Origin of the sequence: Streptosporangium sp. NPDC049644 (assembly GCF_040675205.1) — a bacterium.
Classification (GTDB): domain Bacteria; phylum Actinomycetota; class Actinomycetes; order Streptosporangiales; family Streptosporangiaceae; genus Streptosporangium; species Streptosporangium fukuiense.
Genome location: NZ_JBFAOJ010000013.1, coordinates 18,800 through 35,019, shown reverse-complemented (window position 1 = coordinate 35,019; position 16,220 = coordinate 18,800). Strand labels below are relative to the sequence as shown.

At 69.9% G+C, this 16,220-nt stretch carries 15 protein-coding genes; 6 read left to right on the top strand and 9 right to left on the bottom strand.

What is annotated here, in order from left to right:
• Window positions 1-112 precede the first annotated feature (112 nt).
• On the top strand, window positions 113-1,006 hold the full coding sequence (locus tag AB0J58_RS10045; protein ID WP_364212837.1) for a hypothetical protein: 894 nt from the start codon (window positions 113-115) through the stop codon (window positions 1,004-1,006).
• 182 nt (window positions 1,007-1,188) lie between these two features.
• Here the strand turns inward: AB0J58_RS10045 and purL are convergent, their stop codons facing one another.
• The 4 genes from purL to purS all read right to left on the bottom strand — a co-directional run bounded on the left by purL (window position 1,189) and on the right by purS (window position 5,152).
• Window positions 1,189-3,444, bottom strand: coding sequence for a phosphoribosylformylglycinamidine synthase subunit PurL (gene purL, locus AB0J58_RS10040; RefSeq protein WP_364212834.1), 2,256 nt, complete (start codon window positions 3,442-3,444; stop codon window positions 1,189-1,191).
• A complete protein-coding gene (gene purQ, locus AB0J58_RS10035) occupies window positions 3,441-4,124 on the bottom strand; it encodes a phosphoribosylformylglycinamidine synthase subunit PurQ (RefSeq protein ID WP_343972755.1) in 684 nt (227 codons plus the stop codon). Before purQ ends, purL begins: the two co-directional genes overlap by 4 nt.
• A 172-nt stretch (window positions 4,125-4,296) precedes the next feature.
• A complete protein-coding gene (locus tag AB0J58_RS10030; protein WP_343972758.1) occupies window positions 4,297-4,764 on the bottom strand; it encodes an ATP-binding protein in 468 nt (155 codons plus the stop codon).
• Window positions 4,765-4,906: 142 nt separating this feature from the next.
• On the bottom strand, window positions 4,907-5,152 hold the full coding sequence (gene purS, locus AB0J58_RS10025; RefSeq protein WP_364154300.1) for a phosphoribosylformylglycinamidine synthase subunit PurS: 246 nt from the start codon (window positions 5,150-5,152) through the stop codon (window positions 4,907-4,909).
• A 299-nt stretch (window positions 5,153-5,451) separates the two neighbouring features.
• Here purS and pdhA point away from each other — a divergent pair, with 299 nt between their 5' ends.
• The 5 genes from pdhA to AB0J58_RS10000 all read left to right on the top strand — a co-directional run bounded on the left by pdhA (window position 5,452) and on the right by AB0J58_RS10000 (window position 11,864).
• Window positions 5,452-6,543, top strand: a complete 1,092-nt coding sequence (pdhA, locus tag AB0J58_RS10020) for a pyruvate dehydrogenase (acetyl-transferring) E1 component subunit alpha (RefSeq protein WP_364212831.1) — start codon at window positions 5,452-5,454, stop codon at window positions 6,541-6,543.
• On the top strand, window positions 6,540-7,517 hold the full coding sequence (locus AB0J58_RS10015; protein ID WP_364212828.1) for an alpha-ketoacid dehydrogenase subunit beta: 978 nt from the start codon (window positions 6,540-6,542) through the stop codon (window positions 7,515-7,517). The genes pdhA and AB0J58_RS10015 overlap by 4 nt, the downstream gene beginning before the upstream one ends.
• Window positions 7,518-7,529: 12 nt before the next feature.
• Complete coding sequence (locus tag AB0J58_RS10010; RefSeq protein ID WP_364212825.1) at window positions 7,530-8,924, top strand: dihydrolipoamide acetyltransferase family protein; 1,395 nt, start codon at window positions 7,530-7,532, stop codon at window positions 8,922-8,924.
• A gap of 748 nt (window positions 8,925-9,672) precedes the next feature.
• Entirely contained in the window at window positions 9,673-11,403 is a 1,731-nt protein-coding gene (locus AB0J58_RS10005) for an ABC transporter ATP-binding protein (RefSeq protein ID WP_364212822.1), read from the top strand.
• A gap of 167 nt (window positions 11,404-11,570) precedes the next feature.
• Window positions 11,571-11,864, top strand: coding sequence for a Dabb family protein (locus tag AB0J58_RS10000; protein ID WP_364212820.1), 294 nt, complete (start codon window positions 11,571-11,573; stop codon window positions 11,862-11,864).
• Here AB0J58_RS10000 and AB0J58_RS09995 read toward each other — a convergent pair.
• The 5 genes from AB0J58_RS09995 to AB0J58_RS09975 all read right to left on the bottom strand — a co-directional run bounded on the left by AB0J58_RS09995 (window position 11,861) and on the right by AB0J58_RS09975 (window position 16,173).
• The gene (locus AB0J58_RS09995; RefSeq protein WP_030917415.1) at window positions 11,861-12,085 is read right to left on the bottom strand and encodes a DUF6458 family protein; all 225 of its coding nucleotides are present in this window, start codon (window positions 12,083-12,085) and stop codon (window positions 11,861-11,863) included. The genes AB0J58_RS10000 and AB0J58_RS09995 overlap by 4 nt on opposite strands.
• Before the next feature lie 52 nt (window positions 12,086-12,137).
• Window positions 12,138-13,352 carry an adenylosuccinate synthetase gene (locus AB0J58_RS09990; RefSeq protein WP_364212817.1) on the bottom strand — a complete coding sequence of 405 codons (1,215 nt, stop codon included), beginning with the start codon at window positions 13,350-13,352 and terminating at the stop codon, window positions 12,138-12,140.
• 125 nt (window positions 13,353-13,477) lie between these two features.
• Window positions 13,478-14,434: a hypothetical protein gene (locus AB0J58_RS09985; protein WP_364212814.1), complete on the bottom strand. Its 957-nt coding sequence runs from the start codon at window positions 14,432-14,434 to the stop codon at window positions 13,478-13,480.
• A gap of 33 nt (window positions 14,435-14,467) precedes the next feature.
• Complete coding sequence (locus tag AB0J58_RS09980) at window positions 14,468-15,433, bottom strand: lipopolysaccharide kinase InaA family protein (protein ID WP_364212811.1); 966 nt, start codon at window positions 15,431-15,433, stop codon at window positions 14,468-14,470.
• Window positions 15,430-16,173 carry an NUDIX domain-containing protein gene (locus AB0J58_RS09975; RefSeq protein ID WP_364212808.1) on the bottom strand — a complete coding sequence of 248 codons (744 nt, stop codon included), beginning with the start codon at window positions 16,171-16,173 and terminating at the stop codon, window positions 15,430-15,432. Before AB0J58_RS09975 ends, AB0J58_RS09980 begins: the two co-directional genes overlap by 4 nt.
• Window positions 16,174-16,220 lie beyond the last annotated feature (47 nt).

Here is a 16,220-nt window from a genome sequence, read left to right as displayed (position 1 = left end):
TTCCGAGATCAAAGCGTGATGTTTCGCGGGTCAACCATTGAAACGGTTGAGCCGTGTACTACGTGTATCTCTCCCATCACACCAGACTCTGGTGTCGCAGAAAGGAAGCCCAGTGGCTATCAAGTTGCCGGGCGGACGCACGCTCGCCGTCGTGACCGTTGGTGTGCTCGCCGGGACGTTGTTCACCGCGAGCGGTAGTGCCGTAGCCTCGTCGGCGGGTGCGGAGATCCACGCGTGTGTCCACAAGCAGACGCGTTACGCCCGCATCGTCAACGCGACGGCCAAGTGCAGGCCCACCGAGATCCGGATCAGGTGGGGGCAGCAGGGCGAGAGCCAGCAGCAGGGCATCGCCACCGCCGGCCCGCAGGGCGAGCGCGGCCCGCAGGGCCTCAAGGGCGACGCCGGCCCGCAGGGGCCGCAGGGGCTGCGTGGTCTCCCCGGCAAGACCGGCGCCACCGGCCCGCAGGGTCCCAAGGGTGACACCGGTGCCCAGGGTCCGAAGGGTGAGGACGGCAAGACCGGCGCCACCGGCCCGCAGGGTCCCAAGGGTGACACCGGTGCTCAGGGTCCGAAGGGCGCCGACGGTAAGAACGGCAGGGACGGCGACGACGGCAGGAACGGCAGGGACGGCAGGGACGGCGACGACGGCAAGAGCGCCTATGAGGTCTGGCTCGAACTGCCCGGCAACAGGGGCAAGTCCAAGGCGGATTTCATCGCGTCGCTGAAGGGCCCCAAGGGTGACAAGGGCGACCCCGGCTCGGGCGGCGGCTCCGGTGCTCCCACCATCACCACCGTGACCGCGTCGTTCGGCTTCGGTGGCCAGGGCGGAAGCCAGAGCGTGAGCTGCGGTGCGGGCAAGGTCGTCACGGGTGGCGGCTTCAGCATGAGCAGCAGCAGCGGTTCCTCTCAGATCTACACGAGCGCGCCCACCGGCTCCAACGGCTGGACCGTGGTCGGCAAGAACAGCACCGGCACCGTCTACGCGCTCTGCATGAGCACCTCCTGATCTCCGGCTGAGCACGACAGCGCGACAGAGGGCCTCCCGGATGGCTGCCGGGGGCCTTCTCCCATGTCGGGGACCTTCTTCCAGGTTGGAGACGGACCCGGCCGGGTGCCGTGCGAAGCACCGAAAACGAAGGAGGGGTACGGCTCAGGCGAGCCGTACCCCTCCTTCGTGGTGCGTGAGGATCAGCCGAAGATGCCCGGCAGAGTGGCCGTGTGGGTCTCCCGGAGTTCGGCGATCGGGATGTCCAGGACGCCCTTGACGTTCAGCGAGTCACCACCGGTGGTGCCCAGGCCGTAGCAGGGCACCTCGTGGGTCGCGCACAGCTTCGCGAAGGCGTCGAACGACTCTGGCCTGACGGTCACCAGCGCGCGGGCCGAGGACTCGCTGAACAGCTCGACGAACGCGTCGTCGCCGGTCAGGGAGACCGCGCAGCCGATGCCCTGGGCGAGGCAGGCCTCGGTGAGGGCGATGGCCAGCCCGCCGTCGGACAGGTCGTGGGAACCGGTCAGCAGTCCCTGCGAGGCGGCCGTGGTCAGGACGAGAGCCAGGTCGCGCTCCGAGGCCAGCCGCGCCTTGGGCGGCAGGCCGCCCAGGTGGCCGTGGGCCACGTGCGCCCACTCCGAGCCGCCGAACTCCGCCTCGGTCTCGCCGAGCAGCACGATCCGGTCGCCGTCACCGGTGAAACCGGACCGTACCCGGGTGGCCACGTCGTCGATGACGCCGAGCACGCCGACGACCGGCGTCGGGTGGATCGGGACGGATCCCGTCTGGTTGTAGAACGAGACGTTTCCGCCGGTCACCGGGACGCCGAGAGCCTTGCAGGCGTCGGCCAGGCCGCGCACGGCCTCGGCGAACTGCCACATGACCTCGGGGTCCTCGGGGGAGCCGAAGTTGAGACAGTTGGTCACCGCCAGCGGCGTCGCGCCGGTCACGGCCACGTTCCGGTACGCCTCGGCGAGGGCGAGCTGGGCCCCCGCGTACGGGTCGAGGCGGGCGTAGCGGCCGTTGCCGTCGGTGGCCAGCGCGATTCCGCGCTTCGTCTCCTCGGCACCGGGCATGGCCTCGCTGATGCGCAGCACGCCCGCGTCGGCGGGCTGGGCCAGCACGGTGTTGCCGCGGACGTAGCGGTCGTACTGGGAGGTGACCCACTCCTTGGACGCCAGGTTCGGTGAGCCGAGGAGCTCAAGCAGCGCCGCACGCAGGTCGGTGGGGCGGGCGAGGCGCTTGGGAGTGTCGCTGTTCAGCGCGATCTGGCCGACCGGCTCCTGGAACGGCCGCTCGTAGACCGGGCCCTCGTCGGCCGCGGTGCCCGGCGGGATGTCGACGATGGTCTCGCCGTGCCAGGTCATCACGAGGCGGCCTCCGTCGGTGACCTCGCCGATCACGGTCGCGGGAATGTCCCACTTCGCGCAGATCGCCATGAAGGCATCGATGTCGTCGGGGGTGACGACCGCCATCATGCGCTCCTGCGACTCGCTCATCAGGATCTCCTCGGGCCGCAGCGAGGGATCGCGCAGCGGCACCAGGTCGAGCCTGACGTTCATGCCACCCGTGCCCTTGGCGGCGAGCTCGGTGGTCGCGCAGGAGACACCGGCGGCGCCGAGGTCCTGGATGCCGACGACCACGTCCGCCTGGTAGAGCTCCAGGCAGCACTCGATTAGCAGCTTCTCCATGAAGGGATCGCCGACCTGGACGCTGGGGCGCTTGGCGTGCGACTCGTCCTCGAAGGTGGCCGAGGCCAGCACGGACGCGCCGCCGATGCCGTCGGGGCCGGTCAGCGCGCCGAACAAGACCACCTTGTTGCCCGGTCCGGGGGCCACCGCGAGCTTGATCTGGTCCTTGCGGAGCAGGCCCACGCAGAGGGCGTTGACCAGCGGGTTGCCGATGTAGCAGGGGTCGAAGACGACCTCGCCGCCGATGTTGGGCAGGCCCAGGCAGTTGCCGTAGTGGCTGATGCCCTCGACCACGCCGGGCAGCACCCGCCGGGTGTCGTGGGCGTCGGCGCCGCCGAAGCGGAGCGCGTCCATCACCGCGACCGGCCGGGCGCCCATCGACATGATGTCGCGGACGATGCCGCCGACGCCGGTCGCCGCGCCCTGGTGGGGCTCGACGTAGGACGGGTGGTTGTGCGACTCGATCTTGAAGGTGGCGGCCCAGCCGTCACCGATGTCCACGACCCCGGCGTTCTCCCCCATGCCGACGAGCAGAGCCGCTGACTTGGGAGCCTTGGTGCCGAACTGGCGCAGGTGCACCTTGGACGACTTGTAGGAGCAGTGCTCGCTCCACATGACGCTGTAGATGGCCAGCTCGGAGCCGGTGGGACGGCGGCCGAGGATCTCGCGGACCCGCTCGTACTCCTCGACCTTCATGCCCAGCTCGGCGTACGGCTGGCGCTCGCCGGGGGTCTCCTCGGCCCGCTTGACGGTGTCGAGACTCATGCGTTCACCAGCTTCTTCAGGATCGAGGAGAAGAAGGCGCGCCCGTCGGTGCTCGGGGCGCCGGTGAGTTCCTCGACGGCGTGCTCGGGGTGTGGCATGAGACCGACGATGTTGCCGGCCTCGTTGCGGATGCCCGCGATGTCGTTCAGGGAGCCGTTGGGGTTGCCGCCCGTGTAACGGAAGACGACCTGGCCGCCCGCCTCCAGCGCGCCCAGGGTCGCCTCGTCGGCGACGTAGCGGCCCTCCCCGTGCTTGATCGGCAGCACGATCTCCTGGCCCTCGGTGAAGTCGGAGGTCCAGGGGGTGGTGCTGCTCTCGACCCGGATGCCCTGGTCGCGGCAGATGTAGTGCAGTCCGGCGTTGCGCATCAGCGCCCCGGGCAGCAGGTGGGCCTCGCAGAGGATCTGGAAGCCGTTGCAGGTGCCCAGCACGGGGAGCCCGGCCCTGGCGGCGGGGATCAACTCCTCCATCAGCGGGGCGAACCTGGAGATGGCCCCGCAGCGCAGGTAGTCCCCGTAGGAGAACCCGCCGGGCAGGAAGACCGCGTCCACCCCCCGGAGATCGGGATCCGCGTGCCAGAGCGGCACGGCCTCGCCACCCGCGTGGCGTACGGCGCGGGCCGCGTCCTGATCGTCAAGCGTTCCGGGAAAAGTGACGACGCCCACGCGGGCAGCACTCATGGCAGCGTTCCCCTCCACAAACGGGCGCCGCGCCGGCGTCTCTCACATCGGACGTCGGTCTGCGGCGGTGCTCCCAGGCTATCCGCTCCGGGCAAGCGGTCATACGCGGAGTGTCCGATCACACAAACGGGTGGCCTGCCCTCCGTACGGCCCAGGAGGGCGGGAACCGGGACTACACGGCGGCGAGCACCCGGCCGCGGGCGAAGGCGGCGTCGTCGTCCCAGTCCAGGTGCTTGCGCAGGTGCACGACGGTGCCCCGGCCAGGGGTGATGTCGAAGGAGATCTCGTCCACCACCGCCTGCATGATGAGCAGGCCCCTGCCGTGCTCGACATCGGCCGACGGGTAGTGCTCCGGCACTCCGACGAGGCCCTGGCCCCGGTCGATGATGCGGACGTCGCAGCGGCCGTGACCGATGGCGGTCTCGACCTCGTAGCGGTTGGCCGGACCTCCGTGCCGCACGGCGTTGGCGCATGCCTCGGTCACCGCGAGCAGGATGTCGGAGACGCAGTCCTCGGTGACGCCGAGTGAGCGCAGGGAGTCGCCGAGCGCCCTGCGGACCATCGGGATGCCGATGGCCTGTCGTGGCAGAGCCAGCGAGAACTCCATGTCCACCGGTTTCCTCCCGGGGTCAGACGTCACCTTGTGAAGGCTTCCCTGCAGAATCCGGGCTAACCGCAAAATAACCGTAATGTTATTGACTGGTGGTCAAGCCGTGGGATTGCTCCGCCCATATTGCCGGATATAGCTGGATCTGGGCGGTTGATCTGCGCGGAGTGACGGCCTAGGACTCGACGGTGACGGTGTAGTCCTCGATCACCGTGTTGGCGAGCAGGGTCTCGGCCATTTTCCGGACGTCCGAAAGTGCCGCCTCGTCGGCGGGCCCGTCGATCTCCACCTCGAATCGCTTGCCCTGCCGTACCGCTGAGACACCGGAGAAGCCGAGCCGCGGCAGCGCGCGGGCGATCGCCTGCCCCTGCGCGTCGAGAATCTCGGGCTTCAGCATGACGTCGACGATGACGCGCGCCACGATGTTCCTCCTGGTTGCGACGGGGACGGTTCGGCGCCTCAAGAGTAACCGGCTCCGGCCGCGCTCAGGCGCGGGGGCCGGACCCGCGCCACGCGGACGAAACAGGCGGGTGAAAGGGAGCGCGCGGGGAACGGGGAGCATATGGACGCCGAGGTAGGTCTTGCGCACACGTATGTGACCTCTGCCACGATGGCCACAAGCGCGTACGAACCACCAACAGACGGGTCGAACGCGCCGCGAATCGGCCGGACAGCGGTGGCGAACCCACCCGGACGGCCCCTAGCACACAGGAGTGGCACGTGACAGCCGACGCCTCTCGTGGTGCGGAAGCACCCCCGGAGCTCATTCAACTGCTGACCCCGGAAGGAGAACGGGTCCAGCACCCCGATTACGACATCGATCTGACCCCCGAGGAGATCCGAGGTCTCTACCGGGACCTGACCCTGGTCCGCCGGGTCGACCTGGAGGCCGTGGCCCTGCAACGCCAGGGCGAACTGGGTCTGTGGGCATCGCTGCTCGGGCAGGAGGCCGCGCAGATCGGCTCCGGCCGGGCGCTGACCGAGGCCGACATGGCATTCCCGACCTATCGCGAGCACGGGGTGGCCTGGTGCAGGGGCGTCGACCCGGTGAACCTGCTCGGCCTGTTCCGCGGCGTCAACCACGGAGGGTGGGACCCCGCGGAGCACAACTTCCACCTCTACACCATCGTGATCGGCAGCCAGACCCTGCACGCGGTCGGCTACGCCATGGGCATCCAGCGCGACGGCGCCGAGGCCGCCTCGATCGTCTACTTCGGCGACGGCGCCACCTCCCAGGGTGATGTGAACGAGGCCTTCATCTGGGCCTCCGTGTTCAACGCGCCGGTGGTGTTCTTCTGCCAGAACAACCAGTGGGCCATCTCGGAACCGCTGGAGAAGCAGACCCGCATCCCCCTGTACCGCAGGGCCAGCGGGTTCGGCTTCCCCGGTGTCCGGGTCGACGGCAACGACGTCTTCGCCTGCCTGGCCGTCACCAGAAAGGCACTGGCCGAGGCCAGGTCGGGGCAGGGGCCCGTGCTGATCGAGGCGTTCACCTACCGGATGGGCGCCCACACCACCTCCGACGACCCGACCCGTTACCGGGTGGCCGCCGAGTTGGAGGGGTGGAAGCTCAAGGACCCGATCGAGCGGGTCAGGGCCTACATGTTCAAGAACCAGATCGCCGACCAGGACTTCTTCGACGCGATCGACGCGGAGGCCGACGAGCTCGGACGGGAGGTCCGCAAGCGTTGCCTCGCGCTGCCCGACCCCGAACCGCTGGCCATCTTCGACCATGTCTACGCCGAGCCGCACTCCCTGATGGACGCCGAGCGCGCGGAGTTCGCCACCTACCTGGAGGGGTTCGAGGCATGACCATTCTCACGCTGGCCAAGGCGCTCAACGAGGGCATGCGCAAGGCCATGGAGGACGATTCCAAGGTTCTCGTCATGGGTGAGGACGTGGGCAAGCTCGGCGGTGTGTTCCGGGTGACCGACGGACTGCAGAAGGACTTCGGCGAGCAGCGGGTCATCGACACCCCGCTGGCCGAGTCGGGCATCATCGGGACGGCCATCGGCCTCGCGCTCCGGGGCTACCGCCCGGTCTGCGAGATCCAGTTCGACGGGTTCGTCTTTCCCGCGGCCGACCAGATCATCACGCAGCTCGCCAAGATGCCGCTGCGCTCGCTGGGCAAGCTGAGATTGCCGGTGGTCGTCCGGATCCCCTGCGGCGGCGGCATCGGCGCGGTGGAACACCACAGCGAGTCGCCCGAGGCGTACTTCACGCACACCGCCGGCCTGCGAGTCGTGGCCTGCTCCAACCCGGCCGACGGCTACGCCATGATCCAGCAGGCGATCCGCTGCGAGGACCCCGTCGTCTTCTTCGAGCCCAAGCGGCGCTACTGGGAGAAGGCCGAGGTGGATGTCGACTCCTCGGACTGGACCCCCTTCGACGAGGCCAGGGTGGTACGGCAGGGCACGGACGCCACCCTGCTCGCGTACGGGCCGATGGTGAAGACCTGCCTGGAGGCCGCGAAGGCGTCCGAGGACGACGGCCGGTCCCTGGAGGTCGTGGACCTGCGCTCGCTCAATCCGCTCGACGTCTCGAAGATCACGGAGTCGGTGCGCAGGACCGGGCGCTGCATCGTGGTGCACGAGGCGCCCGTCTTCAACGGCTTCGGCGCGGAGGTCGCCGCCCGTGTCACCGAGGAGTGCTTCTACCACCTGCAGTCCCCGGTTCTGAGGGTCGGAGGGCCCTCCACTCCTTACCCGCCCTCGCGGCTTGAGGACCACTACCTGCCCGATCTGGACAGGGTCCTGCACGCCGTCGACCGCGCGTTCGCGTTCTAGAGGAGGGCTGGAATGAAGGAGTTCAGGCTCCCCGACGTGGGAGAGGGACTGACCGAGGCGGAGATCGTCCGCTGGCATGTGAAGGTCGGGGACCCGGTCAAGGTCAACCAGACCATTGTGGAGATCGAGACCGCCAAGGCGGTCGTCGAGTTGCCCTGTCCGTTCGAGGGCGTCGTGGCGGCCCTGATGGCGGACGAGGGCGAGACCGTGGACGTCGGCAGGCCGATCATCTCGGTGGACGACGGTGCCGGCCCCGGGGCTCCCGTCGCGGAGCGGTCGGCGGCCCTGGCCGACGACATGGTGCCCGTGCCACCCGCCGAGGTGCGGCAGCCGGTGCTGGTGGGCTACGGCGTCAAGCCGGGCGCGGCCAAGCGCCGCCCCCGTAAACCGTCGCCGTCCGGCATCTCCCCCGCCGGTGCGGCCACCGGATCGCGGTCGCCCGAGGCGGTACCGTCCGAGGCGATGCCGTCCGGTGCGCGGGAGGGCGACGCCGGCCCGGCCGCACCGCCCACGAGCGTCGCGGTGCTGGCGAAGCCCCCGGTGCGGAAGCTGGCCAGGGATCTGGGCATCGACCTGACCGCTCTCACCGGGACCGGCCCGCACGGCTCGATCACCAGGGACGACGTCCAGGCCGCGATCGGCGCCGCGACGTCCGGGTCGCACTCGGCGGCCGTGACGAGGGAGACGTCCAGGCCGCGGCCGGCGGAGGACGAGGAGCGGATCCCGATCAGGGGGGTGCGCAAGGCGACCGCGCAGGCCATGGTGGCCTCCGCGTTCACGGCGCCGCACGTGACGGAGTTCCTCCAGGTGGACATGACGGAGACCATGGAAGCGGTCCGGCGCCTCCGGGGCCTGCCCGACTTCGCCGAGATCAAGGTCTCGCCGCTGCTCCTGGTCGCCAAGGCCGTGCTCGTCGCCGCCCGTCGCCACCCGATGATCAACTCTGTCTGGGACGAGGCGCGCCAGGAGATCGTGGTCAAGCACCACGTCAACCTGGGCATCGCCGCGGCCACCCCGCGCGGCCTGCTCGTTCCCAACGTCAAGGACGCCCACCTGCTGTCGCTGCCCGGCCTGGCCGGTGCCCTCGGCGCTCTCGCCGAGACCGCCAGAGCGGGCCGCACCCAGCCCGCGGACATGGCCGGGGGCACGATCACGATCACCAACGTGGGCGTCTTCGGGGTGGACGCGGGCACCCCGATCCTCAACCCCGGCGAATCGGCGATCCTGGCCTTCGGCCAGGTCAGGGATATGCCGTGGGTGGTGGACGGGCAGGTGGTGCCGCGTAAGGTCTGCACGCTCGCGGTCTCGTTCGACCACCGGGTGGTGGACGGGGAGATCGGCTCGCTGTTCCTTCGCGACGTCGGCGCCATGCTTGAGGACCCGCTCCGGATGCTCGCCTGGGCATGACCCGGTGATTCCGGAGCCGGTTTCATGACGGAGCGGTGATTCACCTGCCGGATAAATCCGGCAGGTGAATCGCTGAACATGTCAATTGGCGTGACGGGAAGTGGCTCCCACGCTCCCCGGGGGAGTGGCTTCTCGCTTTCCTCGGCCGAGGTGGGCGCCGGGCAGGCCATGCCCGTTTCGAACCCGGAAACCGTATCGAGGAAGCGATTCCCCTGCCCGGTGAACCCGGCGGACCTCCCGTCAAAGCCGACGGGGAGGGCTCCGGAGCCGCCCCGCCGGCCGCCGTCCCGGCGACAATCGGGAAACCTCTTTTTGTCCCTTGTGGATCAGGGTTTATGGTGCACATCCCCAGCTCGGGCGAGGGGCCGGGTCGCCGTGTGAAACTTTTGCCAGGCTTTACTCCCGATACGTTTTCTGGCTTTTCTGAATGGGTTGTTAAAACATCTTTAATGCGTGTCGATATGAGGTGTTTGTCTGGGTATGGGTGCTAGTGTCGTGATTGATAAGACGCGACAGGCTCAGCACGAAGGGGGAAGCCATGACTTTCAAGCAGCTCTTCCCGTCCAGCCGGTACGTGACCTGGGGTGGATGCTGCTGCCGGCGCCGCCGCCGCTGCGGATGTGGTTGTGGTGGCGGCGGGTGGTGGTGGTAGCCAGATCCGGTGCTAGCAGAAACAAGTGAGGGCCGGCGGGTGACCCGCCGGCTCTCATTCTCAGAGTCGCTCTCGCCCGGCGGGGCGAGGGCAGCGGTGCGTCGTCCTCCCACGGCGCCGACGGTCTCCATCCGCAGGACCTTCCGGGAGTTCTGGCCGTACACCCGCGGTATCCGCCGGCTGCTCGTGGCCGGTGGCGTGCTCGCCATCGTCGCGGCCGTCTGCGAGGTCGCCGCGATCGGCCTGTTCGGCTTCATCACCGACGAGGTGCTCAGCAAGCAGAACCTGGGGGCCTTCTGGCTCCCCGCGGCGGCCTGGCTGGGCCTCGCGGCCGTCGCGGGGCTGGTCTCCTTCACGGGGTCCTACCTCACGGCCCTGGGCGGCGAGCGCTTCCTGCTGCGGCTGCGAGACAGGGTGTTCGAGCACATCCAGACGCTCACGCCCGACTTCTTCGACAACCGCCGCCTGGGTGACCTGATGGCCAGGCTCACCGACGACATCGAGGCCATCGAGGAACTCGTCGGTTCCGGCCTGGTCAAGCTCTTCACCACGCTCGCCAGCGCCGTCTTCTTCGCCGGTGCGGCCTTCTACATCCGGTGGGACCTGGCACTGCTGACCTTCCTGCTGGCCCCGGCCTTCCTGCTGGTCTCCAAGGCCTTCGCGGGCAGGTTCAGGACCGTGTCGGCGCGTGAGCGGCTCAGCAACGGGACCATGAACAGCGTCATCGAGGAGAGCCTGTCCAACCAGGCACTCGTCCAGTCCTACAACCGCCAGGGCACCGAGGCCGAGCGACTGCACGCGGAGGGGAGCACCTGGCTGCGGGCCAACGTGGCACAGGCGTGGCTGTCCTCCCTGTACGGGCCCGTCGTGCAGGTGATCGAGACCATCTGCCTGATCGCCATTCTCGGGTTCGGCGCGTGGGAGATCTCCTCGGGGCGTCTCACCATCGGCGGGCTGCTCGCCTTCGCCGCCTACCTCGCCTACCTCTACCCGGCGGTGCAGAGCCTGGGGCAGATCGCCCTCACCGTCTCCGAGGCGGCGGCGGGCTCCGACCGGGTCATCGAGATCCTGCGGGCCCGACCGGCCGTCACCGACCGCGACACCCCCGTCCACCTGGGGCGTGGCCGTGGCCGCATCGAGTTCCAGGGCGTCGGTTTCACCTACCCGAACAGGAGGAGACCGACGTTGCGCGAGATGTCCTTCGTCGTCGAGCCCGGGGAACTGGTCGTGTGCACCGGGCCGAGCGGGGTGGGCAAGTCCACGCTGGCGAAGCTCCTGCTCCGCTTCTACGACCCCACCGCCGGGCGCATCCTGCTCGACGGAATCGACATCCGGGAACTGTCGCGCGAGTCGCTCCGTGACAACATCACCATCCTGCAGCAGGAGAACCTGCTCTTCTCGGGGACCGTACGCGACAACATCGCCTACGGCCGCCCCGGCGCGGACCTGGACGACATCGTCCGCGCCGCCGTCATGGCGGACGTCCACGACTTCGTCAACACGCTTCCGCACAGGTACGACACGCCGATCGGGCAGCGTGGGCGACTGATGTCCGGCGGGCAGCGCCAGCGGATCGCCATCGCCAGGGCCATCCTGCGCGACGCCCCGGTGCTCGTCCTCGACGAGCCGATGACGGGGCTCGACGCGCTCACCGCGGAACGGATCATGGAGCCGCTCAAGAGGCTCATGGCCGGCCGCACGACCATCCTGATCACCCACGACCTCCGCTTCATTCCCGAGGCGGCCCAGAAGATCGTGCTCGAAGCCGTGCCGCGGCGTGCCGGCCGGATAAGGATCAGCCACCGTTCCGCACCGCGCCCGGTGTGAGCACGGGACACCTCTCGACGGCGAGCCCCGGACGGGCCGCGACACCCGTCCGGGGCTCGCCGTCGCACGTCCTCCCGCCCCGCCCCTGCCCCGCGATCGCGGGGCCGTTGCCGGTTCCGTTGACGCCTGGCCTTACGCTGGCCGGGCACCCAAACGAAGGGAAGATCATGTTCCGGCATGTCGTGCTGTTCACCTGGACGCAAGAGGCCACCGACGAGCAGCGGGCCAGGGTCGCGGCGGAACTCGACAAGCTCCCCGGGGCCATCGCGGAGATCCGCTCCTACATCCTCGGCACGGACGCGGGCGTGAACCCGGGCAACCACCAGTTCGCGGTCGTCGCGGACTTCGACAGCGTCGACGACTACCTGGTCTACCGCGACCACCCGCTGCACCAGGCCGTGATCGCCGAGCACATCAAGCCGATCCTGGCCTCGCGGGCGGCGATCCAGTTCGAGCTCTAGACCTCCGGCGGGTGGTTCTCGCGGTGCATCAGGCGGTCTTCGGACGTGTTCCCGCGCTTCGGGGCCATCACGATGCTCAGCACGACCCCGACGGCACCGACGATCATGAAGATCAGGCCGATCACGTCGATGTGCACGGCCTCGCCGAGCACGGTGGGGTCGATGGCGAAGCGGAGGATGGCGCCGAGCGTGAGAAAGAAGATGCTGACCCCGACGCCCATGAGTTCCTCCGGGTAAGGCTGCCTGCCAGGTAAAGGGAGAGTACGAGAAGGGTCATACCCTTTCGGGCGCGGTCACACCACTGAGAAGGACCTTGTCGGCGGCGGTGGGTCCCCGGGAGCCCAGCCACACCGGGACTCCCAGGGCCCCGGCCACCGCCGCGGGCCAGTCGTCGACACCGTCGGCGTAGTGCGGCCGGGCCGCCGACAGCCGCCCGGTCAGTCCGGCCTGCCCTTCGAGGTCACCCGCCGTGCCCACCGGCAGCTCGCCGATGTCGTACGACACGCACATCCGCGAGACCGGCGCGTCCAGGTGGGTGAGCGCGAGGGCGTCGGCCCCGCCCGCGACCGCCAGCGCGTAGCGGTGGGCCACCGCGTCGAAGTGACCGGTGCGGAAGGGCCCCTGCCAGGGGCCGGTCCCGTTGTGCGTCTCGGGCAGTGTCAGCGCCGGGTCCTCGGTGACCAGCGGTCCCGGGCCGTGCCTGGGCGTGTAGGTCCGCAGCACGCCCAGCCGCACGGCCGGCACCCCGTCGAGCAACTCCAGCGCGTTGGCGAAGGTCGTCGTGCTCCAGGTGGTGTACGGATGGAAGCCGTGCCACTCGTCGAGCAGCACGCCCTGCGCCCCCTCGAAGATCACGGGCCGTCTGCGCAGCAGCGCGGTCGTGAAGGAGGAGCCGACCAGGATCACCCGCTCGGCGAACGCCCGGTAGGCGGCGACGCAGTCCTCGACGGGCGGCCCGGTCACCCCGAGCGCCTCGCGGAGCGCGTACAGCTTTCGGGTGAGCCGGGCCGGGTTCTCGCAGTCGCCGACCGTCGGCGCGAGTTCCGGGTGCTCCAGGGCGTAGGCCATGGTCTCGCCGACGCCCATCCCGCACGACCCGTGCCGGTCCTCGCCGCGTGCCAGCTCCCGGGCCCGCCCCGCCGCCACGTGGTACGGCGTGGCGAGCAGGGCGTCCCGGTCCACGGTAAGCAGGCGGAACGGGTCGTCGACGCCCAGCTCGCTCAGGTGGGCGGCCTCCCGGGCCAGCGAGAGCGGGTCGGTGACCATGAACCTGGACAGGTGGGTGGGCACGCCTCTGAGCGTGCCCGACCCGAACTGCGCGAACGTGTGGTGCCGCCCGTCGGGCAGCACGACGTTGTGGGCGGCCTGCCCACCCCCGTTGAACCTGACGACCGCCCCGATGGGTTCGCGGGTGCAGAGCCAGTCGATGATCGTGCCTTTGCCCGCGTCGCCGTAGCCGAGGTCTGTCACGATCAGGTGTTCGCGCATGTGGTCCTCTGTTCGTGGTGGCGGCCTGTCCGGCGGTGGGTTCCCACCGCCGGACAGGGGCCGTTTCCCTTCGTGGTGGCACTCCCCGCCGCTTTCGCGGTGGCCGCCGCACGGCGGGGAGGTCTTCAGAGCCGCGTCACGCCGCTGTCGCCGCCCAGGTCGAGGCCGTCGGCGACCACGAGCGTGCCGCGGTCGAGTTTGGCGAGGGCCCTGCTCACGGCGGTCCCGGCGGTCGAACCGAGCTCGTCGAGATCGTCCAGCCCCTCCCGCAGATCGATGGCGTCCTCGCCGAGACCGACGGTGAGCGCGATGGTCTCGCAGACGGCGTCGAGGTCGTCCAGCTCCAGCACGTTCTGGCCGAGCAGTTCGCGCCAGGCGGCCAGCACCCGGCCGTCCCTGGCATGGCTCGTCCCCGCCGGAAGGATGTAGTAGACGTCGTAGACCCTGGTCAGCTCGGCGACGATCTCCCTGGTCGGGATGTCCCGCTGGAGCCGGTCGCCGATGACGCTCTCGACCTCGCGCCGCTTGACCTGGGGGTAGGGAAGCTCGTCGCCGATGATGAACAGGTAGCCTCTGCGGCCCCGCTTCTCGAAGCAGCCGATCGAGGTGTGCCTGGCCATGAAGTACATCGCCAGCTCGTACGACTCGCTCATCTGGCCGCCGCCCCCGCCCTCCAGCAGGACCTTGCCCAGGTGCTCGTCCATCCGGTTGTCGGACTCGAACTGGCCGATCTGCAGTGGGGCCCGGTCGCAGGTGGCGTCGCCGATCGCGCCGAAGAGGATCTGCGGGTCGGTGGCGTAGCCCTTGCGGAGCAGCAGGCCGAGCAGGTCGGGCAGCTTGCTCTGGAGGGTCCGGGGCACCCCGCCCATCGAGCCGGTCACGTCGAACAGCACGGCCACGGCGAGGGAGACGGGGTGCTCGGCGGAGTCGCGGCTCTCGCGGAGCGTCACCCCGTGCGGGTCGAGGTCGGGATGCGTGGAGCGGGCGCCGCCGTCGCTGTAGGCGAAGGCGCTTGAGCCCTTGGCCGCGCGGTAGCTCGCGGCGGCGGAGTAGACGTCGGTGGACCAGATTCCGCTTCCCACGGGGGATCTCCTCGGATCAGGGGTGGCACGTTCTCAAAGGTGCAGTGGCCGGTACTTCCTCGGCCCGTACAGGTCGTCGAGCAGGTCGTCGAGTTCCCCCAGGAGCCGCCACGCGTCGCCGGGCGGGCTCAGCAGGCTGCCCCGGACGAAGCGTTTGATCGGAGTGGGGGCCCGGTCGCCCATGAGGGCGGCCACTGAGCGGGTGGCGAGGTGGATGTCGGTGGCGGGGGTGGCGGGTTTCCTGGCCAGGACCTCCGGCGGGTAGTCGTCGCGGTGCCTGGTCACCAGGGCGGTGATCGGGGTGCCGAGCGGCACCGACTGGCTCCAGTCGACGAGCACCAGGCCGTGGTCGACCGGGTGGACGAGGACGTGGTGCCCGAACACCGCGCCGTGCACGACCCCCGCCCGATGGGCCGCGCCGACGGCGACCAGCAGCCGCCGCCAGATCCACGCCGCGTCCCTCGCGTCGAGCACCGGCCGCCGCCGCCTGACCTCGTCCAGGCTCACGAACCCGTCGGGCGCCCGGCTGATCACGTTGGCCAGCCGCTCGACACCGTCACGGCGGTGCCGGAACGAATCCACCAGGCGCGGCACGTACGGCAGGAGCAGCGGGTCGCCGTCTCGCTCGATCGTCGCCAGGGCGTCCGCCTCGCGGCGCATGAGGTCGTTGTCCGCGTGGCTGCGCGGGAGCTTGAGCAGCGTGTCCGGGCCACTCTGGTAGAGCACGGCCGAGGCGCCCCGCCGGAAGACGCCCCCGATCCGGTAGGTCCCCCGCCCGGTGGTGATCACCGTCTCCGCGGCCGGTCCCGGGGTCCCGCCACGGGCCGCCCACAGCTCCGCCAGCCTGGCGAACGCCTCGGCGGCCTCGGCTCCCGGCGCGAGGTCGGGATGGAGCAGCCTCGCCAGCCTCCGGTACGCCCGGTGCGAAGCGTCCCCGCCGAACAGGTCGTCGGGGGTGCGGGCGGCGGTCACCAGCGCGATCGCCTCGGCCGTGGTCATCTGATCTGCTCCTCCCTGGCGGGCCGTAGCAGGGCGGGGTGCAGGAGCCGTGCGTCGCCGGCCCGGTAGAGCTTGGCCCGGGGACCGCCCCTGACCCCGCCGCTCTCGGTGGTCTCACCGGTGCTCTCCACGAAACCGGGCACCGACAGGATCTTGCGGTGGAAGTTGCCCGCGTGCAGCGGCACGCCCCAGACCGTCTCGTAGACACCGCGCAGCTCGGAGATCGTGAACGTCTCACCGGCGAACGCGGTGGCCAGCGGGGTGTACTCCAGCTTGCCGCGTGCCCGCTCCAGCCCGTGCGCCAGGATGCGATCGTGGTCGAAGGCGAGCTCCGGCAGTTTGTCGACCGGCTGCCAGGCGGCGTCCGCCGCGTCCGTGCCCGCCAAAGGGTCGGGCAGGTCGGGGGCGAACGCCAGGTAGGAGATCGACACGACCCTCATCCGTGGATCACGGTCGGGCGTCCCGTAGCTGGCGAGCTGTTCGATGTGGACGCGGTCCCCGAGGTTCGAGAGCCCCGTCTCCTCGGCCAGCTCCCGCGCCGCGGCCTGGGGCAGGTCCTCTCCCGGCCGGATGAACCCCCCGGGCAGCGCCCACAGCCCCGCATGGGGTTGCTCGCCCCGCCTGATGAGCAGAACGCGCAACCCGCCCCCGCGAATGGTGAGCGCCACCACGTCGACGGTCACCGCGACCGCCGGGTACACCCGCGGGTCGTAACCCGCCAGAAACTCAGACTCATCCATACATGTCCTTCTCAAAGTGAGACAATCTCAGTATGAGAAGGACATTG